Origin of the sequence: Psychrobacter proteolyticus (assembly GCF_038155145.1) — a bacterium.
GTDB classification, from domain to species: domain Bacteria; phylum Pseudomonadota; class Gammaproteobacteria; order Pseudomonadales; family Moraxellaceae; genus Psychrobacter; species Psychrobacter proteolyticus_B.
In genome coordinates this window covers 336487-355307 of the sequence record NZ_JBAKAY010000001.1, presented here as the reverse complement: position 1 = coordinate 355307, position 18821 = coordinate 336487, and the positions used below count along the sequence as shown (strand labels likewise).

General features: G+C 41.7%; 16 protein-coding genes. 12 read left to right on the top strand and 4 right to left on the bottom strand.

The genetic code is table 11. From position 1 onward, the window contains the following. Nucleotides 1–400: 400 nt before the first annotated feature. The 8 genes from ppsA to V6252_RS01385 all read left to right on the top strand — a co-directional run bounded on the left by ppsA (nucleotide 401) and on the right by V6252_RS01385 (nucleotide 9017). Nucleotides 401–2785 (top strand): phosphoenolpyruvate synthase, encoded by a 2385-nt coding sequence (ppsA, locus tag V6252_RS01420; RefSeq protein WP_191115062.1) that lies wholly within the window; start codon nucleotides 401–403, stop codon nucleotides 2783–2785. Between the two features lie 114 nt (nucleotides 2786–2899). Further along, entirely contained in the window at nucleotides 2900–3880 is a 981-nt protein-coding gene (locus tag V6252_RS01415; protein ID WP_296207897.1) for an RDD family protein, read from the top strand. Between the two features lie 291 nt (nucleotides 3881–4171). After that, nucleotides 4172–4576: a 30S ribosomal protein S6 gene (rpsF, locus tag V6252_RS01410; RefSeq protein WP_057759380.1), complete on the top strand. Its 405-nt coding sequence runs from the start codon at nucleotides 4172–4174 to the stop codon at nucleotides 4574–4576. Between the two features lie 16 nt (nucleotides 4577–4592). Beyond that, nucleotides 4593–4823, top strand: coding sequence for a 30S ribosomal protein S18 (gene rpsR, locus V6252_RS01405; protein ID WP_010198808.1), 231 nt, complete (start codon nucleotides 4593–4595; stop codon nucleotides 4821–4823). 20 nt (nucleotides 4824–4843) lie between these two features. Then, entirely contained in the window at nucleotides 4844–5350 is a 507-nt protein-coding gene (gene rplI / locus V6252_RS01400; protein WP_341608980.1) for a 50S ribosomal protein L9, read from the top strand. Nucleotides 5351–5704: 354 nt separating this feature from the next. Then, complete coding sequence (locus V6252_RS01395) at nucleotides 5705–5944, top strand: hypothetical protein (RefSeq protein WP_341608979.1); 240 nt, start codon at nucleotides 5705–5707, stop codon at nucleotides 5942–5944. A gap of 468 nt (nucleotides 5945–6412) precedes the next feature. After that, nucleotides 6413–7768, top strand: a complete 1356-nt coding sequence (locus tag V6252_RS01390; RefSeq protein ID WP_341608978.1) for a GntP family permease — start codon at nucleotides 6413–6415, stop codon at nucleotides 7766–7768. A gap of 112 nt (nucleotides 7769–7880) precedes the next feature. After that, the gene (locus V6252_RS01385; RefSeq protein WP_341608977.1) at nucleotides 7881–9017 is read left to right on the top strand and encodes a glycerate kinase; all 1137 of its coding nucleotides are present in this window, start codon (nucleotides 7881–7883) and stop codon (nucleotides 9015–9017) included. Between the two features lie 111 nt (nucleotides 9018–9128). Here the strand turns inward: V6252_RS01385 and V6252_RS01380 are convergent, their stop codons facing one another. After that, a complete protein-coding gene (locus V6252_RS01380) occupies nucleotides 9129–9998 on the bottom strand; it encodes a LysR family transcriptional regulator (protein WP_341608976.1) in 870 nt (289 codons plus the stop codon). A 107-nt stretch (nucleotides 9999–10105) separates the two neighbouring features. On the opposite strand from V6252_RS01380, the gene V6252_RS01375 reads away from it, so the two are divergent. Together V6252_RS01375 and V6252_RS01370 are read left to right on the top strand one after the other, a co-directional pair. Continuing rightward, nucleotides 10106–10606, top strand: a complete 501-nt coding sequence (locus V6252_RS01375; protein ID WP_341608975.1) for a lactoylglutathione lyase family protein — start codon at nucleotides 10106–10108, stop codon at nucleotides 10604–10606. Between the two features lie 231 nt (nucleotides 10607–10837). After that, nucleotides 10838–11650 carry an enoyl-CoA hydratase gene (locus V6252_RS01370; RefSeq protein ID WP_341608974.1) on the top strand — a complete coding sequence of 271 codons (813 nt, stop codon included), beginning with the start codon at nucleotides 10838–10840 and terminating at the stop codon, nucleotides 11648–11650. Between the two features lie 622 nt (nucleotides 11651–12272). On the opposite strand, the gene V6252_RS01365 is transcribed toward V6252_RS01370, so the two are convergent. The 3 genes from V6252_RS01365 to V6252_RS01355 all read right to left on the bottom strand — a co-directional run bounded on the left by V6252_RS01365 (nucleotide 12273) and on the right by V6252_RS01355 (nucleotide 16567). Then, entirely contained in the window at nucleotides 12273–12611 is a 339-nt protein-coding gene (locus V6252_RS01365; RefSeq protein ID WP_055124581.1) for a RidA family protein, read from the bottom strand. Nucleotides 12612–12774: 163 nt separating this feature from the next. Then, nucleotides 12775–14022, bottom strand: coding sequence for an FAD-binding oxidoreductase (locus V6252_RS01360; RefSeq protein ID WP_341608973.1), 1248 nt, complete (start codon nucleotides 14020–14022; stop codon nucleotides 12775–12777). A 343-nt stretch (nucleotides 14023–14365) separates the two neighbouring features. After that, nucleotides 14366–16567 (bottom strand): ATP-dependent helicase, encoded by a 2202-nt coding sequence (locus V6252_RS01355; RefSeq protein ID WP_341608972.1) that lies wholly within the window; start codon nucleotides 16565–16567, stop codon nucleotides 14366–14368. Between the two features lie 409 nt (nucleotides 16568–16976). Between V6252_RS01355 and ychF the strand changes: the two genes are divergently transcribed. Together ychF and V6252_RS01345 are read left to right on the top strand one after the other, a co-directional pair. Further along, nucleotides 16977–18068 (top strand): redox-regulated ATPase YchF, encoded by a 1092-nt coding sequence (gene ychF / locus V6252_RS01350; protein ID WP_201547425.1) that lies wholly within the window; start codon nucleotides 16977–16979, stop codon nucleotides 18066–18068. Nucleotides 18069–18196: 128 nt separating this feature from the next. Continuing rightward, nucleotides 18197–18811, top strand: a complete 615-nt coding sequence (locus tag V6252_RS01345; protein WP_341608971.1) for a hypothetical protein — start codon at nucleotides 18197–18199, stop codon at nucleotides 18809–18811. Nucleotides 18812–18821 lie beyond the last annotated feature (10 nt).

The following is an 18821-nucleotide window of genomic DNA, read 5'->3' as shown; positions in this document are numbered from 1 at the left end:
AGGCGTATACTTAGCACTAACATTGTTTTTCATCTTGTCGTCATAGTTAATTCACCTCTCATTAAGGCAGTTTTTTATGCTTCTTCTATTATGCTTCTTTTATACAGATACATAAAATTGAAACATAAATTATGGAAATACTCTAAACGTGGCTTATTTGAATACACTTATGTTATGCAGTAATTTGCTTTTGATAGCGCACAACATCGTCACTAGCAATGAGATTTTTCATCTAAGTAAATACGAAACCTGATGGGACTGACCCTAATTTATGTAGCAAACCCCACAATTTGTATATTTTTAACAAGTTTTTTGGTTAAAACCCTCGAAATTGTCCTAATATGGCGGTATAATTCACCGTTATAATCTTTACTAAATAACCTTATTTTCTGGAGTTATCATGGCAGCGCAATCTACAGCACTTGTAATCAATCTTGATCAGCTAGGAAAAGACGACATCGAAATGGTTGGTGGTAAGAACGCTTCGCTTGGCGAAATGATCAGCCATCTTTCTGATTTAGGCGTTAGTGTTCCAGGCGGCTTTGCCACCACTTCAAATGCATTTAACCGCTTTTTGACTGAAACAGGCTTGCTTGACAAAATCAACAGCGAGCTAAAAACACTAGACGTAAATGATGTTAATAAGCTTGCGGCTACTGGTAAAAAGATTCGTACTTGGATTATTGAACAAGAACTGCCAAAAGATCTTGAGCAAGAAGTACGTCAATCATTTGAAACCATGAGTGGCGGCGAAGACATCGCTGTTGCTGTCCGTTCATCTGCCACTGCTGAAGATTTGCCAGATGCGTCATTTGCTGGTCAACAAGAAACCTTCTTGAACATTCGCGGTATTGATAACGTCCTAATTGCTATTAAAGAAGTATTTGCTTCTCTATACAACGACCGTGCAATCTCTTACCGTGTACACAAAGGTTTTGAGCACGAAGGTGTTGCACTATCTGCTGCCGTACAGCGTATGGTACGTTCAGAGACTGGTGCTGCTGGTGTTATGTTCACGCTAGATACCGAAAGTGGCTTTGATCAAGTGGTATTCATCACATCAAGCTATGGCCTAGGTGAAATGGTTGTACAGGGTGCGGTTAACCCAGATGAGTTCTATATTTCTAAGAAATTGCTAGCCAATGGTAAGCCATCAGTTATCCGCCGTAACCTAGGTAGCAAGCATAAGAAAATGGTTTATGGTGATGAAGGCAGCACTGCTAAATCAGTTAAAACCGTTGATGTTGAAAAACAAGATCGCATGCAGTTCTCTTTATCTACTGAAGAGCTAACCTCACTTGCCAAGCAAGCGGTAACAATCGAACAGCATTATGGCCAAGCGATGGATATCGAATGGGCAAAAGACGGCGATACTAACGAGATCTTTATCGTTCAAGCACGTCCTGAGACTGTTAAGAGCCGTCAAGACAGCAACGTGATGGAACGTTATGTCATCGACACGACTGGCGCAAAAGTATTGTGTGAAGGTCGTTCAATCGGTCAGCGTATCGGTTCAGGTAAAGTGCGTATCGTTAGTAACCTAAACGAGATGGACAAAGTAGAAGAAGGCGATGTATTAGTATCAGACATGACTGATCCGGATTGGGAACCAGTTATGAAGCGCGCTTCTGCTATCATCACTAACCGTGGTGGTCGTACCTGTCACGCTGCGATTATCGCGCGTGAGCTAGGTGTGCCAGCTATCGTTGGTTGTGGTAACGCAACTGAGCTATTGGTTGATGGTCAAGACGTAACTGCTTCTTGTGCTGAAGGCGACACTGGTTTCATCTACGAAAGCCAGATTGATTTTGAAGTACAGACTAACTCTGTTGAATCTATGCCAGAGCTAGCATTCAAAGTGATGATGAACGTTGGTAACCCAGATCGCGCATTCTCATTTACCCAAATGCCAAACGAAGGTATCGGTCTTGCACGTCTAGAGTTCATCATCAACCGTATGATTGGTGTGCATCCAAAAGCATTGCTAAACATGAACAGCTTGCCACGTGAAATTGCGCAAGCAATCCAAGAGCGTATCGCAGGCTATGCATCACCTGTTGACTTCTATGTTGATAAATTGGTTGAAGGTATCTCAACGCTAGCTGTTGCCTTCATGGATCAGCCCGTTATCGTTCGTATGTCAGATTTCAAATCAAACGAATACGCTAACCTGCTTGGTGGTAAGTTATACGAGCCATCAGAAGAGAACCCAATGCTTGGTTTCCGCGGTGCTAGCCGTTATGTGTCTGATAACTTCCGTGACTGTTTTGAGCTTGAGTGTAAAGCACTAAAACGTGTACGTGATGACATGGGCTTGACCAACGTTGAGATCATGATTCCATTCGTACGTACTGTCGGCGAAGCCAAAGAAGTCATCGAGTTACTTGAGAAAAACGGTCTAAAACGTGGCGAAAATGGTCTACGCGTCATCATGATGTGTGAGCTACCAACCAACGCCCTATTGGCAGAAGAGTTCCTAGAGCATTTCGATGGTTTCTCAATCGGTTCTAACGATTTGACTCAGTTAACGCTTGGTCTTGACCGTGACTCAGGTATCGTCTCTCATCTATTTGATGAGCGTGATCCTGCTGTTAAGAAACTATTATCTATGGCTATCGAAGCTTGCCGCAAAGCTGGTAAGTATGTCGGTATCTGTGGTCAAGGTCCATCAGACCATCCAGATCTAGCATTCTGGCTAATGGAGCAAGGTATCAGCTCAGTGTCATTAAACCCTGACTCAGTACTAGATACTTGGTTCTTCTTAGCTGGTGAAGAAGCGAAGTAAACCGCTACGTTTAGTCACAGCGGTCATTCACACAGTCATTAAAGATACCACTATTAGGGTCTATTTGATTTTTTCAAATAGACCCTAATATAATGTCCTAAGACATGACTAACTATGCAGGCAATTATGCAGATTTTCCTTGCTCGAAATAACGTACAAGCTGGCCCATATCAGTTGGAGCAGCTGAATATCATGCTGGCATCTGGTGAAGTATTGCTTGATGATCTGATGTGGCATGAAGGCTTAGCTCAGTGGCAGCGCGTAGGTGATCTTACCAATAACCAAATGGTTTATCGCCCGACCGGTGCTAATACGCCTGAAGTAAACGACTCTATCATCAATAACGTGACCGTCTTCCCTGAAGATACCAATAAAGCGAAAGATGATAAGTCAGTATCGTTAGATAGATTATATGGCAAGCCTGAACGTCCTAAAAACGTGAAAGCCGACATGACGACCAATCGTCATCAAACGCCGCACAACAATGTCTCATTAAACAAGTCTACTCTCAGAAAGGCTGTTGCAGACAATGATAAAGTCGTCGGCAACGTGGTACTTGCGCCAATCATGTCACGCGTATTGGCGACTGCATTAAATGGCCTACTTTATATATTGGCCATACTGCCGCTAGTAATGGCATTGACTAAGATGGATGTGGACTATACCAAGTTCCAAAACATTCAAGATATGGACGCCGCCTATCAATACTCAATGACGCTGATGGAAAGCCTTCCTAGTAGCACATTGATGATGTCACAGGTGATGGTCTTTGGTCTATTTGCCTTACAATTGGTATTTATCACCATGCGTGGTCAATCACTAGGCAAGCTAATCACTGGTATTCGTGTCGTGGATCAAACCACGCATCGCCTACCTTCATTTATTAAGCTTATTGGTACACGTACGTTACTGTTATTTATTATCTATAACCTACTGTTTTCGTTTACCAGCTTTTTAGGCTTTGTGATTATCGCTATTCATTATTACATGGCATCTAAAAGCCCTGAAAATATTGGTTGGCATGACAAACTTGCCAAAACCTTAGTGGTAAAAGCAGACAGTAGCCAATTGGTAAAAAAATCAAAATCTGAATAACAGTATTTTGGTTTAGTTATTGGTTTTATAGCTCGTTACACTCAAAAAAGCTGCGTACTATCGCGGCTTTTTTATTTAGCAAAGCTTATTTAGCCTTTATTTATATTTTATTGACAGTAGCTTGGTGATTAACCTTTGTGTTAGTTGCCGAGTACTGTTATAATACGGCGCTTTATAAACTAAGCTTATTCTTGATTGTTTTTTATAAAATATGACCAGAATTGGGCTTACCTTATAAATCTCCTTGCTATTAACATAGGGTTAATAGCTACTAATCCGTAAGGAGTCATAATGCGACATTACGAACTGGTGTTACTTGTACACCCAGACCAAAGCGACCAAGTGGTCGGCATGGTTGAGCGCTACATCAAGTTAGTTCAAGACAACAACGGTGTTATCCATCGTCTAGAAGATTGGGGCCGTCGTCAACTGGCTTATCCAATCAACAAGATTCACAAAGCTCATTACGTTCTTTTCAACATTGAAACTGACGGTGAAACTTTAGCTGAACTTGAAGAATTATTCCGTTATAACGACGCGATCATTCGTAGTCTAGTTATGCGCCGTGACGAAGCTGTCACTGAAGAGTCGCAGTTAGCCAAGAATGCCGATGAAAAACGCGCACGCAAAGCAACTACTCGTCGTCCAGACAATCGTGAAAACGATAGTGACGACAACGACAACAGTGAAGACTAATTAAAGGAGAATACTCATGGCACGTTTCTATCGCCGTCGCAAATTCTGCCGTTTCACTGCTGAAGGCATCACTCACATCGACTATAAAGATGTTGAATTGCTAAAACAGTACATTAGTGATAATGGTAAAATCGTACCAAGCCGTATTACTGGTACATCTACTAAATATCAGCGTCAATTAGCGACTGCTATCAAGCAAGCTCGTTACTTATCGCTACTTCCATACACTGATAACCATCAAGGTTAACCGCTAACTAGGAATGACTCATGCAAATTATTTTGTTACAGCGTATCGTCAACCTTGGTAAACTCGGTGAAACTGTCGATGTAAAACCAGGTTACGGACGTAACTTTCTTATCCCTCAGGGCAAAGCGCTACCTGCTACTAAAGCTAACATTGAAAAGTTCGAAGCACGTCGTGCTGAACTTGAAGCTGAAGAAGCAAAAGAGATCGCTGTTGCTCAAGAGCGTGCTGATGCATTGACTGACGTTAATGTTATCATGCGTGCTAAATCAGGTGACGAAGGCAAGCTATTCGGCTCTATCGGTACTCGCGATATCGCTGAAGCATTGACTAACTCAGGTCTAGAAGTAGACCGTGCTGAAATCAAGCTACCTGAAGGCACTCTACGTCAAGTTGGCGAATACAATGTTGATATTCAGCTACACCATGACGTTACTGCTAGCATCTTAGTTACTATTCTTTCTGAAGATGCTAACAACGAAGATTCAGCTGACGAAGAAGCTGCTGAAGAAGACTATTCTGAAGAGTAATCTTCTATATAGTTAGACTCAGTCTGTAAAAAGCCAGCAACTTAGGTTGCTGGCTTTTTTACGTGCGTCATTTTTGACATTAGAGTTTATGTATTTAGACCATTTATATCGCTAACTTACACCCCCTTATCTTGATAAATTAGGATTTTATATATTCCTAAACAGCTTAGGATTCTCAAAAAATCTATTGCTATGATAGCGGTGTTATCTATGCAATGTTGCAGTAACTAAATGCAACAACTACCTTAAAAACGCTATACCAAACAACAAGATACTGCCTATATAATCATCTTTATTACTATTAGCAGAATTGATAATCTACTGCTATCTAATGTACTAATAGGGCGCAAGAACATGAAAGACAATAATAACATCCATACCGATGACAAGCTTATCTGTATCCAAGGTAATGCATACTACTCCGAAGGAGAGGTGTATACAGTTGGCAGAATAGTCAATGATAAATATTTTCAGCTGTTGACCAGTGGTAACGACGATCATTGGTATGCTACGTTGGACGATCAAGGTATTTATGTCAGCTTTGATACTGCAACTGCTACCAATAACAAAGCTTTCTTTGATAAGATTGCCTAACTGTAAATAATGTCACTTCTTAGAATACTTATCTTAAAAATAACTGTTACTCAAGTAGGTAAATATTGTTTAGACAAAAACTGGTCATTATAAATGGCCAGTTTTTTTGGTTTGAGGTATTAGCAATTGCCAGTTATAAAAGTATTTCCACACACGTCTTCGACTTTTTCTTGCTAATTACCCTCATTTCAAAATTAAGTCTCTCTCAATTTTTTGTCAACAGCGCCAACTATTTAACGAATCTATTTCCTAGCGGCGTCTATTTGCTATAAAATATGCCCCTTTAAAATTTCGTATCGTTAGTGATGCAGATAGTTGGTTCGATATCGTTTAAATGTAGACATGGTAAAAGCCTGTGAAAGTACTACGCAAAGTAGACTTAGCAAGCTATATACCATGTTTAATCTCGATATAATTGGCTGTATTGCATTGGTAATCAATTGAAATATAAACCATATTGAGACAGTGATGATTGTATTTTGGCTTGTGCTGACCATTCTTTTTATTATTTTCGCTACCGCAAAATTAAAGTGGCATCCCTTTTTAGTGTTGATTTTATCTGCTTTTTTGGTCGCGCTATTTTATCAAGTACCACTTAACACGGTCGCCAAAACGATTTCTGATGGTTTCGGTGGTATCTTAGGCTATATCGGTCTTGTGATTGTATTTGGTACGATTATTGGCTTAATCCTTGAAAAAACGGGTGCTGCTATCGTAATGGCAGAGTCAGTCATCAAAGTATTGGGGCCACGCTTCCCTACTTTGACCATGTCTATCGTCGGTGCAGTCGTTTCTATACCTGTATTTTGTGACTCTGGCTATATTATCTTGAACTCTCTAAAAGAGTCTTTGGCTGAGCGCTTACATGTATCAAGTGTCGCGATGAGCATTGCCTTGGCCACTGGTCTATACGCTACCCACACCTTTGTACCACCGACGCCAGGCCCAATCGCAGCGGCAGGTAACTTAGGCCTAGAGTCAAACTTAGGTTTGGTTATTATGGTCGGTGTGGTCGTGACAGCAGTTGCGGTACTGGCTGGCTGGTGGTGGTCTAATCGCTTCCTTAACGCTACTCCTGACAATATCAATGCGGCAGATGCTCCAGCAGCAATGCCTGAAGGAATGAAGACTCGTGATGATTATAATCACTTGCCTTCAGCGACAATGGCTTTCCTACCGATTATCGTTCCTATCATATTAATCTGCCTGTCTTCGGTTGCTAATTTCCCAAGCGCACCATTTGGCAGTAGCATGGTAGCGGAGATTTTGATATTCATTGGTAACCCATTGACTGCGTTACTTATCGGTTTATTCTTATCATTCTTCTTAATTAAATCAAGCAAAAAAACGCAAGAAATCAGCGATAGTATCTCGCAAGGTTTGGTAGTAGCAGCCCCTATCCTATTGATCACTGGTGCTGGTGGCGCGTTTGGTGCCATGCTAAAAGTGACACCAATCGGTGACTACTTAGGTTCGACGCTATCTGCTTTGGGTTTAGGTATCTTTATGCCATTTATCGTCTCTGCTGCGCTAAAAACGGCACAAGGCTCAACCACAGTCGCATTGGTTACTACTTCTGCTATGGTTGCCCCACTATTGAGCCAGATTGGCCTAGACAGCGAACTTGGACGCGTGTTCTGCGTGATGGCAATTGGTGCCGGTGCCATGACCATTTCACATGCCAATGACAGCTTCTTTTGGATCGTTAGCCAGTTTAGTCGCATGAGCGTGGCACAAGCGTACAAAGCTCATTCAATGGCTACTGGTATCCAAGGTGTGACTAGCATCGTATTTATCTGGTTATTGACCCTAGTGTTTATCTAGTTCATGAAATTGGGTATTTCTACATACGTTTATTTGATGATCGTTAAATAAATGTTTTAAAACATGACACTATCGCAATGATCGTGTCATTAAGATATTCAAAGAGAGCCGTATGAAAATTTTGATCGCCCCTGACTCGTTTAAAGAAAGTTTAGAAGCACTGGACGTGTGCCATGCCATTCAGTCTGGCTTTAGTCAAGTGTTTCCAGATGCTGACTATAAGCTGTTGCCAATGGCCGATGGCGGTGAAGGCACCTCAGCGGTATTGTCTTATGTATTGGGCGGGCGCTGGAAAGAAGTCAGAGTACATGACCCGTTGATGAGACCGATTACGGCAAAGTATCTGTTATTGCCCGACGCGACTACTGTTATCGAAGTGGCTCAAGCGTGCGGATTGCACCTACTGACAGCTGATGAGCGTAATCCCGTTATTGCGAGTAGTTATGGTGTTGGGGAGCTGATCGAAGATGCGTTAGAAGAAGGTGCTAAGCGTATCGTTATCGGTCTAGGTGGTAGCGCAACCAATGATGCAGGCCTTGGCATGTTAATGGCGTTAGGCATAACATTTCATGATATTAATGATAGCCTGCTCACTCATGGTGGTGGCGCACTTGCTAGCTTACATAAGCTCGATAACACTAGCCTGCATGCAAAGATATCAGACACGGTATTTGAAGTTGCTTGTGATGTGACCAATCCATTATGCGGTCTGCTGGGTGCAAGCGCAGTATTTGGGCCACAAAAAGGCGCTTGTCCAGAACAAGTCAATACCTTGGACAAGGCACTCAGTCACTTTGCGACCATATGTGGACAGCATGGCTATGAAGACTGTCAATACGTTGAAGGCGCTGGCGCTGCGGGCGGTCTTGGTTATGCGATGATGACGTTCTTTCAAGCTCAGCTAAAGTCAGGCTTTGATACGGTTGCCGAAGTGGCTCACCTGTCACAGCATATCGCAGAGGCTGATCTTGTCATCACTGGTGAAGGTAAGCTTGATGCGCAAACGGCCATGGGTAAAGTGGCAGGCGGTATCAGCCAAATCGCTAAGGCTAGCCGTACACCTGTTATCGCTATCTGCGGTAGTGTAGATGGACTAAAACCTGCTCAGACCAGTCAGTTCGATGTGGTTATGCCGAGTATCCAAAAAGTAGACACGATTGATAACGTGTTAGGCTCTGCTTACAACAATATTGAGACTACTGCTGCTAATATCGCTGCAAGTATCAAACTTGGGCAGACTTTAAAATAGACGCAATCTTTCATAGTCGCAATCTATCAATAAGCCTCCTCCACTAAATGCACAGCTATCGAGCGTTTTATTAACTCTTTGTCAGCTGTGCATTTATCACTCTCAAAGTACCTATAGCCATTTTTTTACTTCATCAATGACTGTATGCATTCTATTAGAGAGTACCTGCTGTCGTCTGACTGCCAAATATAGCGTTTCGCTAACGGCAATTGGTAGATAATGACTGCTAATCAGTTCAGGCTTTGGATAAGCAGCCACTGCATGTGCTGGCAAAACAGTAAAGCCTATTCCCCTGCTGACGGGCTCTAAGATTAACCCTATCTGATTCGAAAATCCTTTTTTCTCAAAATCATTGATATGCTGGAATTGCTCATAATTGGCAGTCAGTAGCATGCCTGCATGATGGGCGCCATCTGGATGATCGATAAATCCAAGCGCTATAAGCTGCTCCCAGCTAGGCTCTGCTGTAGCCGCAGGAGTTACTAGTATCAATGCTTCTTGCGCCATAGGTTTGCAGCTAACCGTTTCATCATCTGAGATATCCGTCATAAAGCCAATATCAATCTCGTGATTTGCCAGTGCCCGCTCTATATCAGAATTTGGAGCAAAACGATAATCAATCACTAGTTTTGGGTGCTGCTGCTGTAAAGACAAAAGCTGCGGATACAGCTTAAGTCCCACACTACCCGGTGACATCAACCGTACCAATCCTTCATAAGGCGGATCTTCACCGATTCGCTGTTCTAAATTTGATAATCGCTGCAGTATCTCGCCTGCTTCTTTATAAAGCTGCTCACCTGCATTGGTCAATGAGAACTGCTTTCCTTGACGAATCAACAAGTCCGTATCTAGTTGCTCCTCTAACTTACTTATGTGTTGGCTTACACCAGACTGCGTCATATACATACGTTCAGCTGTGCGGGTAAAGTGCCCAACTTCAGCAAGCGTACAGAAAGTTCGTAGCCATGTAATATTTATCATTACGTTTCATACTTATTTATATAATATTTGATAATTTTACATAATAAATGTGCATTTGTATACTGGCCTCACGTTAAACAAGAGTACAGCAAACAGGAGCACAAGCTATGAACAACGTTTATCCAAGAAGCTTTTCGCACATCGGTCTGTCAGTCCCTGATTTAGATGCCGCCGTAAAATTTTATACTGAAGTGATGGGTTGGTACACCATCATGGAACCAACTGAGATTGTTGAAGATGACAGCCCGATTGGTGAGATGTGTACCGAAGTATTTGGTTCTGGTTGGGACAGCTTCCGTATCGCTCACTTGTCTACTGGTGACCGTATCGGTGTTGAGATTTTTGAATTCAAAAATCAAGAAAACCCTGAAAACAACTTTGAATACTGGAAAACAGGTATCTTTCACTTCTGCGTCCAAGATCCAAACGTTGAAGAACTGGCTGAGCGTATGGTTGCAGCTGGTGGTAAAAAGCGTATGGAAAAACCACGCTACTACTATCCTGGTGAAAAACCTTACCGCATGATTTATATGGAAGACCCGTTCGGTAACATCGTTGAGATTTATAGCCACAGCTACGAGCTTATCTATAGCGAAGGCGCATACTAAGTTCAGTATAAATACAGCTTAGTATAAATTTAAGTTAGTATAGATTTAGATTATATCTGATTGAAAAACCAATAGCGTACTCATCATCTGAGTGCGCTATTTTTTCGTGCGCTTTCTATGTGCTCCATCTATCGTATAGAATATGAGCCATGCTACTATTTAAATCGCTTTATATAACTTTATAAATAGTAGCATTTGCCAAATCAAACAATCGATTATCAAGGATGATAAATGACTCAATCTGACGTTACTTTAGACATAGATGACCTGTTGGTTATTAGAGAAGACAATAAAGAAAATGGCGTAGTCACGCTCACCTTAAACCAACCCAAGCAGTTCAATGCATTATCCGTTGAAGTGCTGTCTGCCATGCAAACAGAGCTAGACAGTATCGCTCAAGACAATACGATCAGAGTCGTGGTTATTCAAGCGACAGGCAAAGCATTCTGTGCTGGTCATAATCTAAAACAGATGCGCACGCATGCAGATGCAGCATTTCATCGTGCTCTATTCCAGCAATGTAGCCAAATGATGCTTACCATCAATCGTATGCCGCAAGTCGTCATTGCAAAAGTACAAGGCATTGCCACCGCAGCAGGATGTCAGCTAGTCGCAGCTTGTGACTTAGCCGTTGCCGCTGATAATGCAAAATTTGCCACCTCTGGGATAAACGTTGGACTTTTTTGCTCTACGCCTGCTGTAGCCGTCAGCCGTAATCTACCTCGTAAGCAAGCGTTTGAGATGCTAATCACAGGTGAATTTATCGATGCGCACACAGCCTTGCAATATGGATTAATCAATCGAGTTGCGCCAGTAGAGCAACTTGATCAGACACTACAGTCACTGATAACAGTAATCACTGCCAAGTCTCCGGTAGCGGTGAGAACTGGCAAAGATATGTTTTATAAACAACTGGATATGAACGTTGAAGATGCATATGACTATGCCAGTGACGTGATGACTTGTAATATGATGGCAGACGATGTGAGCGAAGGTATTGATGCTTTTATCGAGAAGCGTCAAGCAGTATGGAAAGGGTGCTAACGGTTTGACAAAAATACTCTGACCAAAGAAAAATGAGGTTACCATTATTATGAAATCATCATAGACCCTAAGATTATAAATGCAAGAGCTACCAATGATCTCAAAAATGGCGAACTACAATCTGGCCAGCGAGTGATAATAAAATATAAATTGGCAAATGGAAGAAACAGATACAAAAGCCCCCAGAGTATTGATTCTTGGAAGGCAATGATAATTAACTTAATGCTATAAACAAGAAGCATAATACCTGCGATTATAAGTATAATAGAACCTAAAATTTCCACGTGATTTTCCTCAAAAATACCCAATAAAAACAAAATATAATCAGCTAAAAAATATTCATAATATTAGTGTTATGATTGCTGAAAACATTACAGCTTCTCAAAATACATTAATTATCTCAGAAATATTGCTAGAATATAATAACAGGTAACGTGAGAAATACATAATATTATAAGACATAAGTTGAATAAATATAACTTGATCTACTTTGATAGCTTATAAAAATATACTCACAAACAATCTATGAGAAAACAGGAAAACAAAAAAAGGCCATGATATCGCTATCATGGCCTTTTTGATTTCTATTTAATACCGGTACTACAGATACTACGAGCAGTCTTTATTCAGCAGCGATGGCGATCATCTCAACCAATAGCTCAGGACGTGCTAAAGCTGACTCACCACAAGCGCGAGCTGGTGGCTGAATACCCTCAAACCACTGGTCATAAACTTCATTCATGGCAGCAAAGTCAGCCATGTCTTTGATCCAAACTGTTACTGATAGTAGCTTTGATTTGTCACTGCCTACCTCTTCTAGCAACGTTTGGATTTTTTCTAGACAAGTCAATGTTTGCGCTTTGATATCGTCTTCTGCATTACCTACCTGACCACACAAATAGATAGTTTGGTTATGGATTACGGTTTTGCTCATACGTTGATTGCTGTGTAGCTTCTTAATCATGTCTATACCTTTCATTTATTAATTTAAGTCTATGCTAACTATAATCAATCCACTATAAAAGCGTTACTGCGTTAACCTCGCTTGAAGTATGACATATACATCTGCACTCGGTTGCCTTGTACCGCTCTTAAATTGGATCAACTATATATCAGATACGCGCTTAGTTAGAAAAACGCTGGGCACTAAATGGTGCAAGATTGACCAATGTAGGCTTATCGTGAATCATCTCTTCAACCAGACGACCTGTCATTGGCCCTAAAGTAAAGCCTTGATGACTGTGACCAAATGCGAACCATAGTTTGTCATGCTTGTCTGCAGGACCGATTACTGGCTTCATATCAGGCATACAAGGACGTGAGCCTGCCCACGCTTCACTTTCAACCGCATCTTCTAATGGCAAGATTTTTTTAGCAAGCTTCAATACAGTTTTTAACTGACCAAAGTTCTTTGGCGCATTCATCGTGGTCATCTCAGCACCAGTGGTGATACGGATACCCTGCTGCATTGGACCCATCACAAAGCCTTTGTCCATATCAAACATACTGTGATTGATGGTGTTCTTTTCTGTCACTTTGAAATGCTGATGATAGCCGCGCATTGGGAACAATGGCAAGTTATAGCCAAGTGGTCCGATCAAATCATTAGACCATGGGCCTGCTGCGATAACCAATTTGTCACTATAGTAGGTATCGTTATCAGTGATAACTTTCCAGCCTTCGCCGTCTTTTACGATTTCTTTCACATCGCTTTCTTTGATCGTACCCTGCATATCTTGGAAGTTTTTTGCATAAGCTTTCACGAGCGAGCTTGGGTTTGATACTTGCCAAGAGTTTTTCCAATGAATCGCGCCAACGAAACCTTCAAAATTGGCACTAGGCTCCATGGCTTTTAGTTCTGCAACGTTCAACACATTATGCTCAACGCCTTGGTTGCGAGCATCAATGGCTGCTGCTTGCGCTTCTTTAAACGTCTCTTCTGAGCGATGCAATTGCAACCAACCATCACGAGTAATGAGCTCGTCAGCACCAGAAGCGCTAATCATGGTTTGGTGCTCACTGGTACAATGCTCAATCAACGTCTGCCACTCTGATTCGATCTTTTTGACTGAAGCCGGCGTAGAGTATTTCCAGTACTGAAGCAGCGCTTGGTGATAACGCAAAATGGCCGGAATACGGTAACGAATGTCAGTCCCTTGGTTTGGCAACACTCTGATCATTTCTGTCAGCTGACGAGGAAAAGGATGTGTATGAATGGCTTCGCGCTGAATCAATCCTGCATTGCCATATGAGGTCTCTGACCCTGGCAATTTTTTGTCTAACAATAATACATTTGAGTTATTTTTTTGTAGATGCCACGCGATTGACGTGCCAACCATACCTGCACCGATAACGATAACTTCGTAGCGCATAACCTATCCTTTTCTTAGGGTGTTAATACAGAGTATCAAATATAAGGGTCTAACAGAATTAGGTGGTAATAGTAACGCATTAGGACAAATTTGAAACCCTTATCTGAGAAATATTTTTGCGTCACATACTTTTGGTTATGAGGTTTTTGAGAAGGTATTTTTGATAGGAATAATACTGGCATTGAGCAATAATCTAGCAACAATTTTGGTGAAAATAGCGTCAAATTATCCAATGTTTTTAGTTATAAAACGTTCAAGTATTCGAAAGCTCACTTATCTATATTACTGAACGGTTTTGTTAGCTTATGTTTAATTGATTGGATAATCAACTAAACATAGAACATTACCACCAAATTGGATCTTCTTCTATCATGGTGCGCCTTGTCGTTTCAACCGTTACCTCGTTTGCAGATAGCTCAGCGATAAAACGTGACGGCTTATCAAAATATCCAGAATAACTAGAAAAGTAGTTTGGTGCTGTCAAATATAACTGCGTTTTGGCACGACTACAGGCAACATAAAACAGCTTACGCTCTTCTTCTAACGCTTCAAAGTCATCCAAAGAACGGTGATGCGGCGTGATGCCATCTACCAATGAGTTGACAAACACTACTGGCCACTCAAGGCCTTTAGCGCTATGAATGGTGGAGATAGTGACTTTGTCATTGCTACTGTCTTGTCCATTATCCGAATTGCCCATCACAGCCACCGAATCATTAGGAGGGTCTAAAGCGAGGTTTTCCAAAAAGCTGTCAAGGCTTGTGTGCTCTGTCGCTAGGTTCTTTAGCACCCGAAAATCTTCGGTACGCTCACGCCAATTTTCTTCAATCAGCTTTAACACTGGAATATAAAACTCAAGAATATGTTCAATAGCTGTCTCGACCGATTCAGCTTGCTGTGCCTTGGTAAGCGCATGATAAAGAGGTTCTAGCTGATCACTTTTTTTCGAAAATGGCGCTGCCAGTAAAGATTCAAACGCATTATTGTCAGCAGTAATGGCTTGGGTTAAGCGCGTCGCCGTCACTGCACCCACCCCTTTAAACAAAGTTAAAATACGATGCCAAGCAATCGTGTCATTTGGGTTATAGAGTATTTTGACAAAGGCCAATACATCTTTGATATGACGTCTTTCAATGAACTTGATACCACCCACCACGATAAAGGGAATATTGCGCGTCATAAACTCTAGCTGTACATAATTGGACTGAAAAGACGTACGGCATAATACCGCAAAGTCGTTGTAGTCATACTCTGGCTTTAGCGCGACAATCTTGTCAGTGATATAGCCCGCTTCTTTTGGCTCATCACTAAGTCGTCGAAATACTGGTTTATGTCCTTCTATCGGCGCATCAGAATACAGCTGCTTTTGATAGCCTAGCGTGATTTGCGCGGACAAAGCGTTGATATAATTTAAAACGGACGGCGAGCTGCGATAATTTTGCTCAAGCTTAATAAGTTTGGCATGAGGATAAGTCTCACCGAACAGCAGAATGTTTTCATAATTGGCACCGCGAAACGCGTAAATACTTTGATTGTCGTCACCGACGACCATCAGCGATACCGACTCAGGCTCGCATATTAAGTCGATTAGCTGCTTTTGCGGAATATTGGTGTCTTGATACTCATCAACCATAATATAGCGATACTGGCTTTGCAGCAGCTGTCGAAAGGTGTCATTGGTTTTTAAGTGGCGTACGACTTGGCTGATGATGTCATCAAAATCATATAAGTGATTGGCGCGCTTATACTCATGGAAGTCAACTGCCAGCTGCTCGATGATAGGAATATGCACGGCAATATCGGGGTAATTGCTTTCGATTAAGTCTCGAATTTGTATACGTCTATTTCTAGACGTCGATATGATATTTTGCAGCGTTTTTTTGCGTGGAAAGGCTTGTGACTTGGTCTGATTAGGATACTTTTTTTCTTTATGCACCAAGTCGATAGCATCCTCACTATCACCAGTATCCAAAATCGTAAACCTTGGATTGATACCGAGCAGCCCTGAATATTGACGCAGTAACATATTGCAAAACGAGTGAAAAGTACCACTAGTGATGCTATTTAATGCTTTATCAGTTGGCAGCTTATCCTCAGCCAGCTCTTCATCTGATAGCTTTTGATTTGAAAGACTGCTTGCTAGCAAGGACTTAGCTCTATCTTTTATCTCATTCGCGGCTTTACGCGTAAAAGTCAGTAGCAAAATCTCTTTAGGCGACACCCCATTTTCCAATAGATAACTGGTCCGATAGGTCAAGGTTTTGGTCTTACCTGAGCCAGCTCCAGCAATGACCAATACTTTACCTTCGATCGTAGTCGCGGCCATTAGCTGATCGGGATTTAACTCACTGGCATAATCGACCTTTAACCCCAATCCACTATCTAGCCTCTGCTTTAACAACTTAATATTTTTTGTCTCAGCAGTATCAATTAAATTTGCTTCTAACTTTTTAATAGCCTGCTCAAGTCGAGTCAGTTTAGGCTTCATCTCAAGGAAGTTCTGCGGGTATTTATAGTGGCGTGTGTCAAAAATCGAGGTTGTCATTGTCTAAAATTGCCTTACATTTTATTTTGGCGATATTATCAGCTTATGTCTGACTGTTTATAGCTTTAGAATAAGTATGATTTGCTAAACCTAGCAGAATATATGTGCTGAATTTACGTGAAGTTCAAGCCCTTATCTATACGTGACAGTTTACCATATTAAAAATTAGTGGTTACTAGCCCACATAAGCTATGCGTCACTCTTATTGATTCGCCTTATTCATTTCTAAGCCCCAAATATGACCTGCTTTTATCATAAAGCTGCTTATCATTATCAGGTAAAAACCTGAGCATATACCGTAACAACCTCACCCCTATTCAGGTAAATTTGCTACAATGTGCCCAATTTTGATTTATCATTTAACCAAACTTTATACCAACTGATTTTATTAATACATTGAGAGAATGTTATGGGTTTTAATTGCGGCATCGTCGGCCTACCAAACGTGGGTAAATCCACCTTGTTTAATGCGTTGACCAAAGCGGGTATCGCCGCTGAAAACTTTCCATTTTGTACCAAAGATCCCAACACGGGTATCGTGCCAGTACCAGACCCACGCCTAAAACAACTGGCTGATATCGTCAATCCTGAACGCGTTCTACCAACGACCATGGAGTTTGTTGATATCGCAGGTTTGGTCGCAGGCGCGTCAAAAGGCGAAGGTATGGGTAACCAGTTCCTAGCCAACATCCGTGAGACCGATGCAATTGCTCATGTGGTACGCTGTTTTGATGATGACAACGTCGTACACGTTGATGGCCGTGTTAGCCCGATTGATGATATCGAAACCATCAACACTGAGCTCGCATTGGCAGATTTAGAGGCTGTTGAACGCGCAATCCACAACCAAACCAAAAAGGCTAAAGGTGGTGATAAGGACGCGCAAGCATTGCTTGATGTGTTCAAAAAAGTTGAACCATTATTAGCAGAAGGCAAAGCGGCTCGTGCAGCTAACCTAGATGCTGATGAGAAAAAACTGATCAGAAGTTATGGTTTAATTACGCTAAAGCCAACCATGTATATCGCTAACGTTTCTGAAGATGGTTTTGAAAATAACCCATACCTTGACGCTGTTCGTGACTATGCCACTGGTGAAGACTCTATTGTTATCGCGCTATGTAACCAGATCGAATCTGAAATTGCGCAGCTCGATGAAGACGACAAAAAAGACTTCCTAGCTGAGATGGACATGGAAGAAGCCGGCCTTGATCAAGTAATCCGCGGTGGTTATGACTTGCTTGATATGCAGACTTACTTTACCGCTGGTGTAAAAGAAGTACGTGCTTGGACTGTCGCTATTGGTGCGACAGCGCCGCAAGCAGCTGGCGTGATCCATACTGATTTTGAGCGCGGCTTTATTCGCGCTGAAGTCATTGCGTATGACGACTTTATCGAATACAACGGTGAGAAAGGTGCTGCTGCTGCTGGTAAGTCACGTCTAGAAGGTAAAACTTACATCGTGCAAGATGGCGACGTGATGCACTTTAGATTTAACGTGTAATTTTAAATAGTATAGCCTGTTTAAAGTTAATTAGCCGGTGTTGGATATTCTCCATCATCGGCTTTATTTTACCTATATATTGTTATATTATAACATATCTTTATATTGCTTATTTGAGGACTTATACTGTGACTAATTACTTCTCTTTCTCTAAACTTGCAGGTATTACGATACTAGGTAGTGTGATGGCAGGCTCTCTATTGGGCTGTCAGCCGAACAACGATTCCGATGCAGCGGTATCTGAAGAAGCACCAATAGATAATCACGCCGAGCATGAACAAGGTCATGAAATGCATAATGATAAAGAGCATGAAGATCACGGCCACGAAGAGCATAGCAATATGGAACATGGTCATGAAGGGCTTAATCATGAAGATCACAGTCATGAGAGTCATAGCCACGAGGAACATACGCACGCAGGTCACGATCATGCCGCTCATGCCAGCAGCAGCACTCCTTTCTCTTGTGAGCCTACTGCTACTATTGGTGTTTCTTATCATAGCGACAGTACACCACAGACAGCGCATTTGCTCATCGATGGTATCGAATACGATTTGACAGCTACTGCTAATAGTGAAACTGATGCTGATAAGGGCATCTATACCAGCGATATTGGATTAGACGATACCCACGGCATCATATGGCAAGTAAATGGAGACAAGGCCACATTGCTCAATAAGACACTGGACAGCGATGTAGCTATCGACAAAGAAGACGTAATTTTTAACTGTCAAAAGTCTTAATATAGTCGAT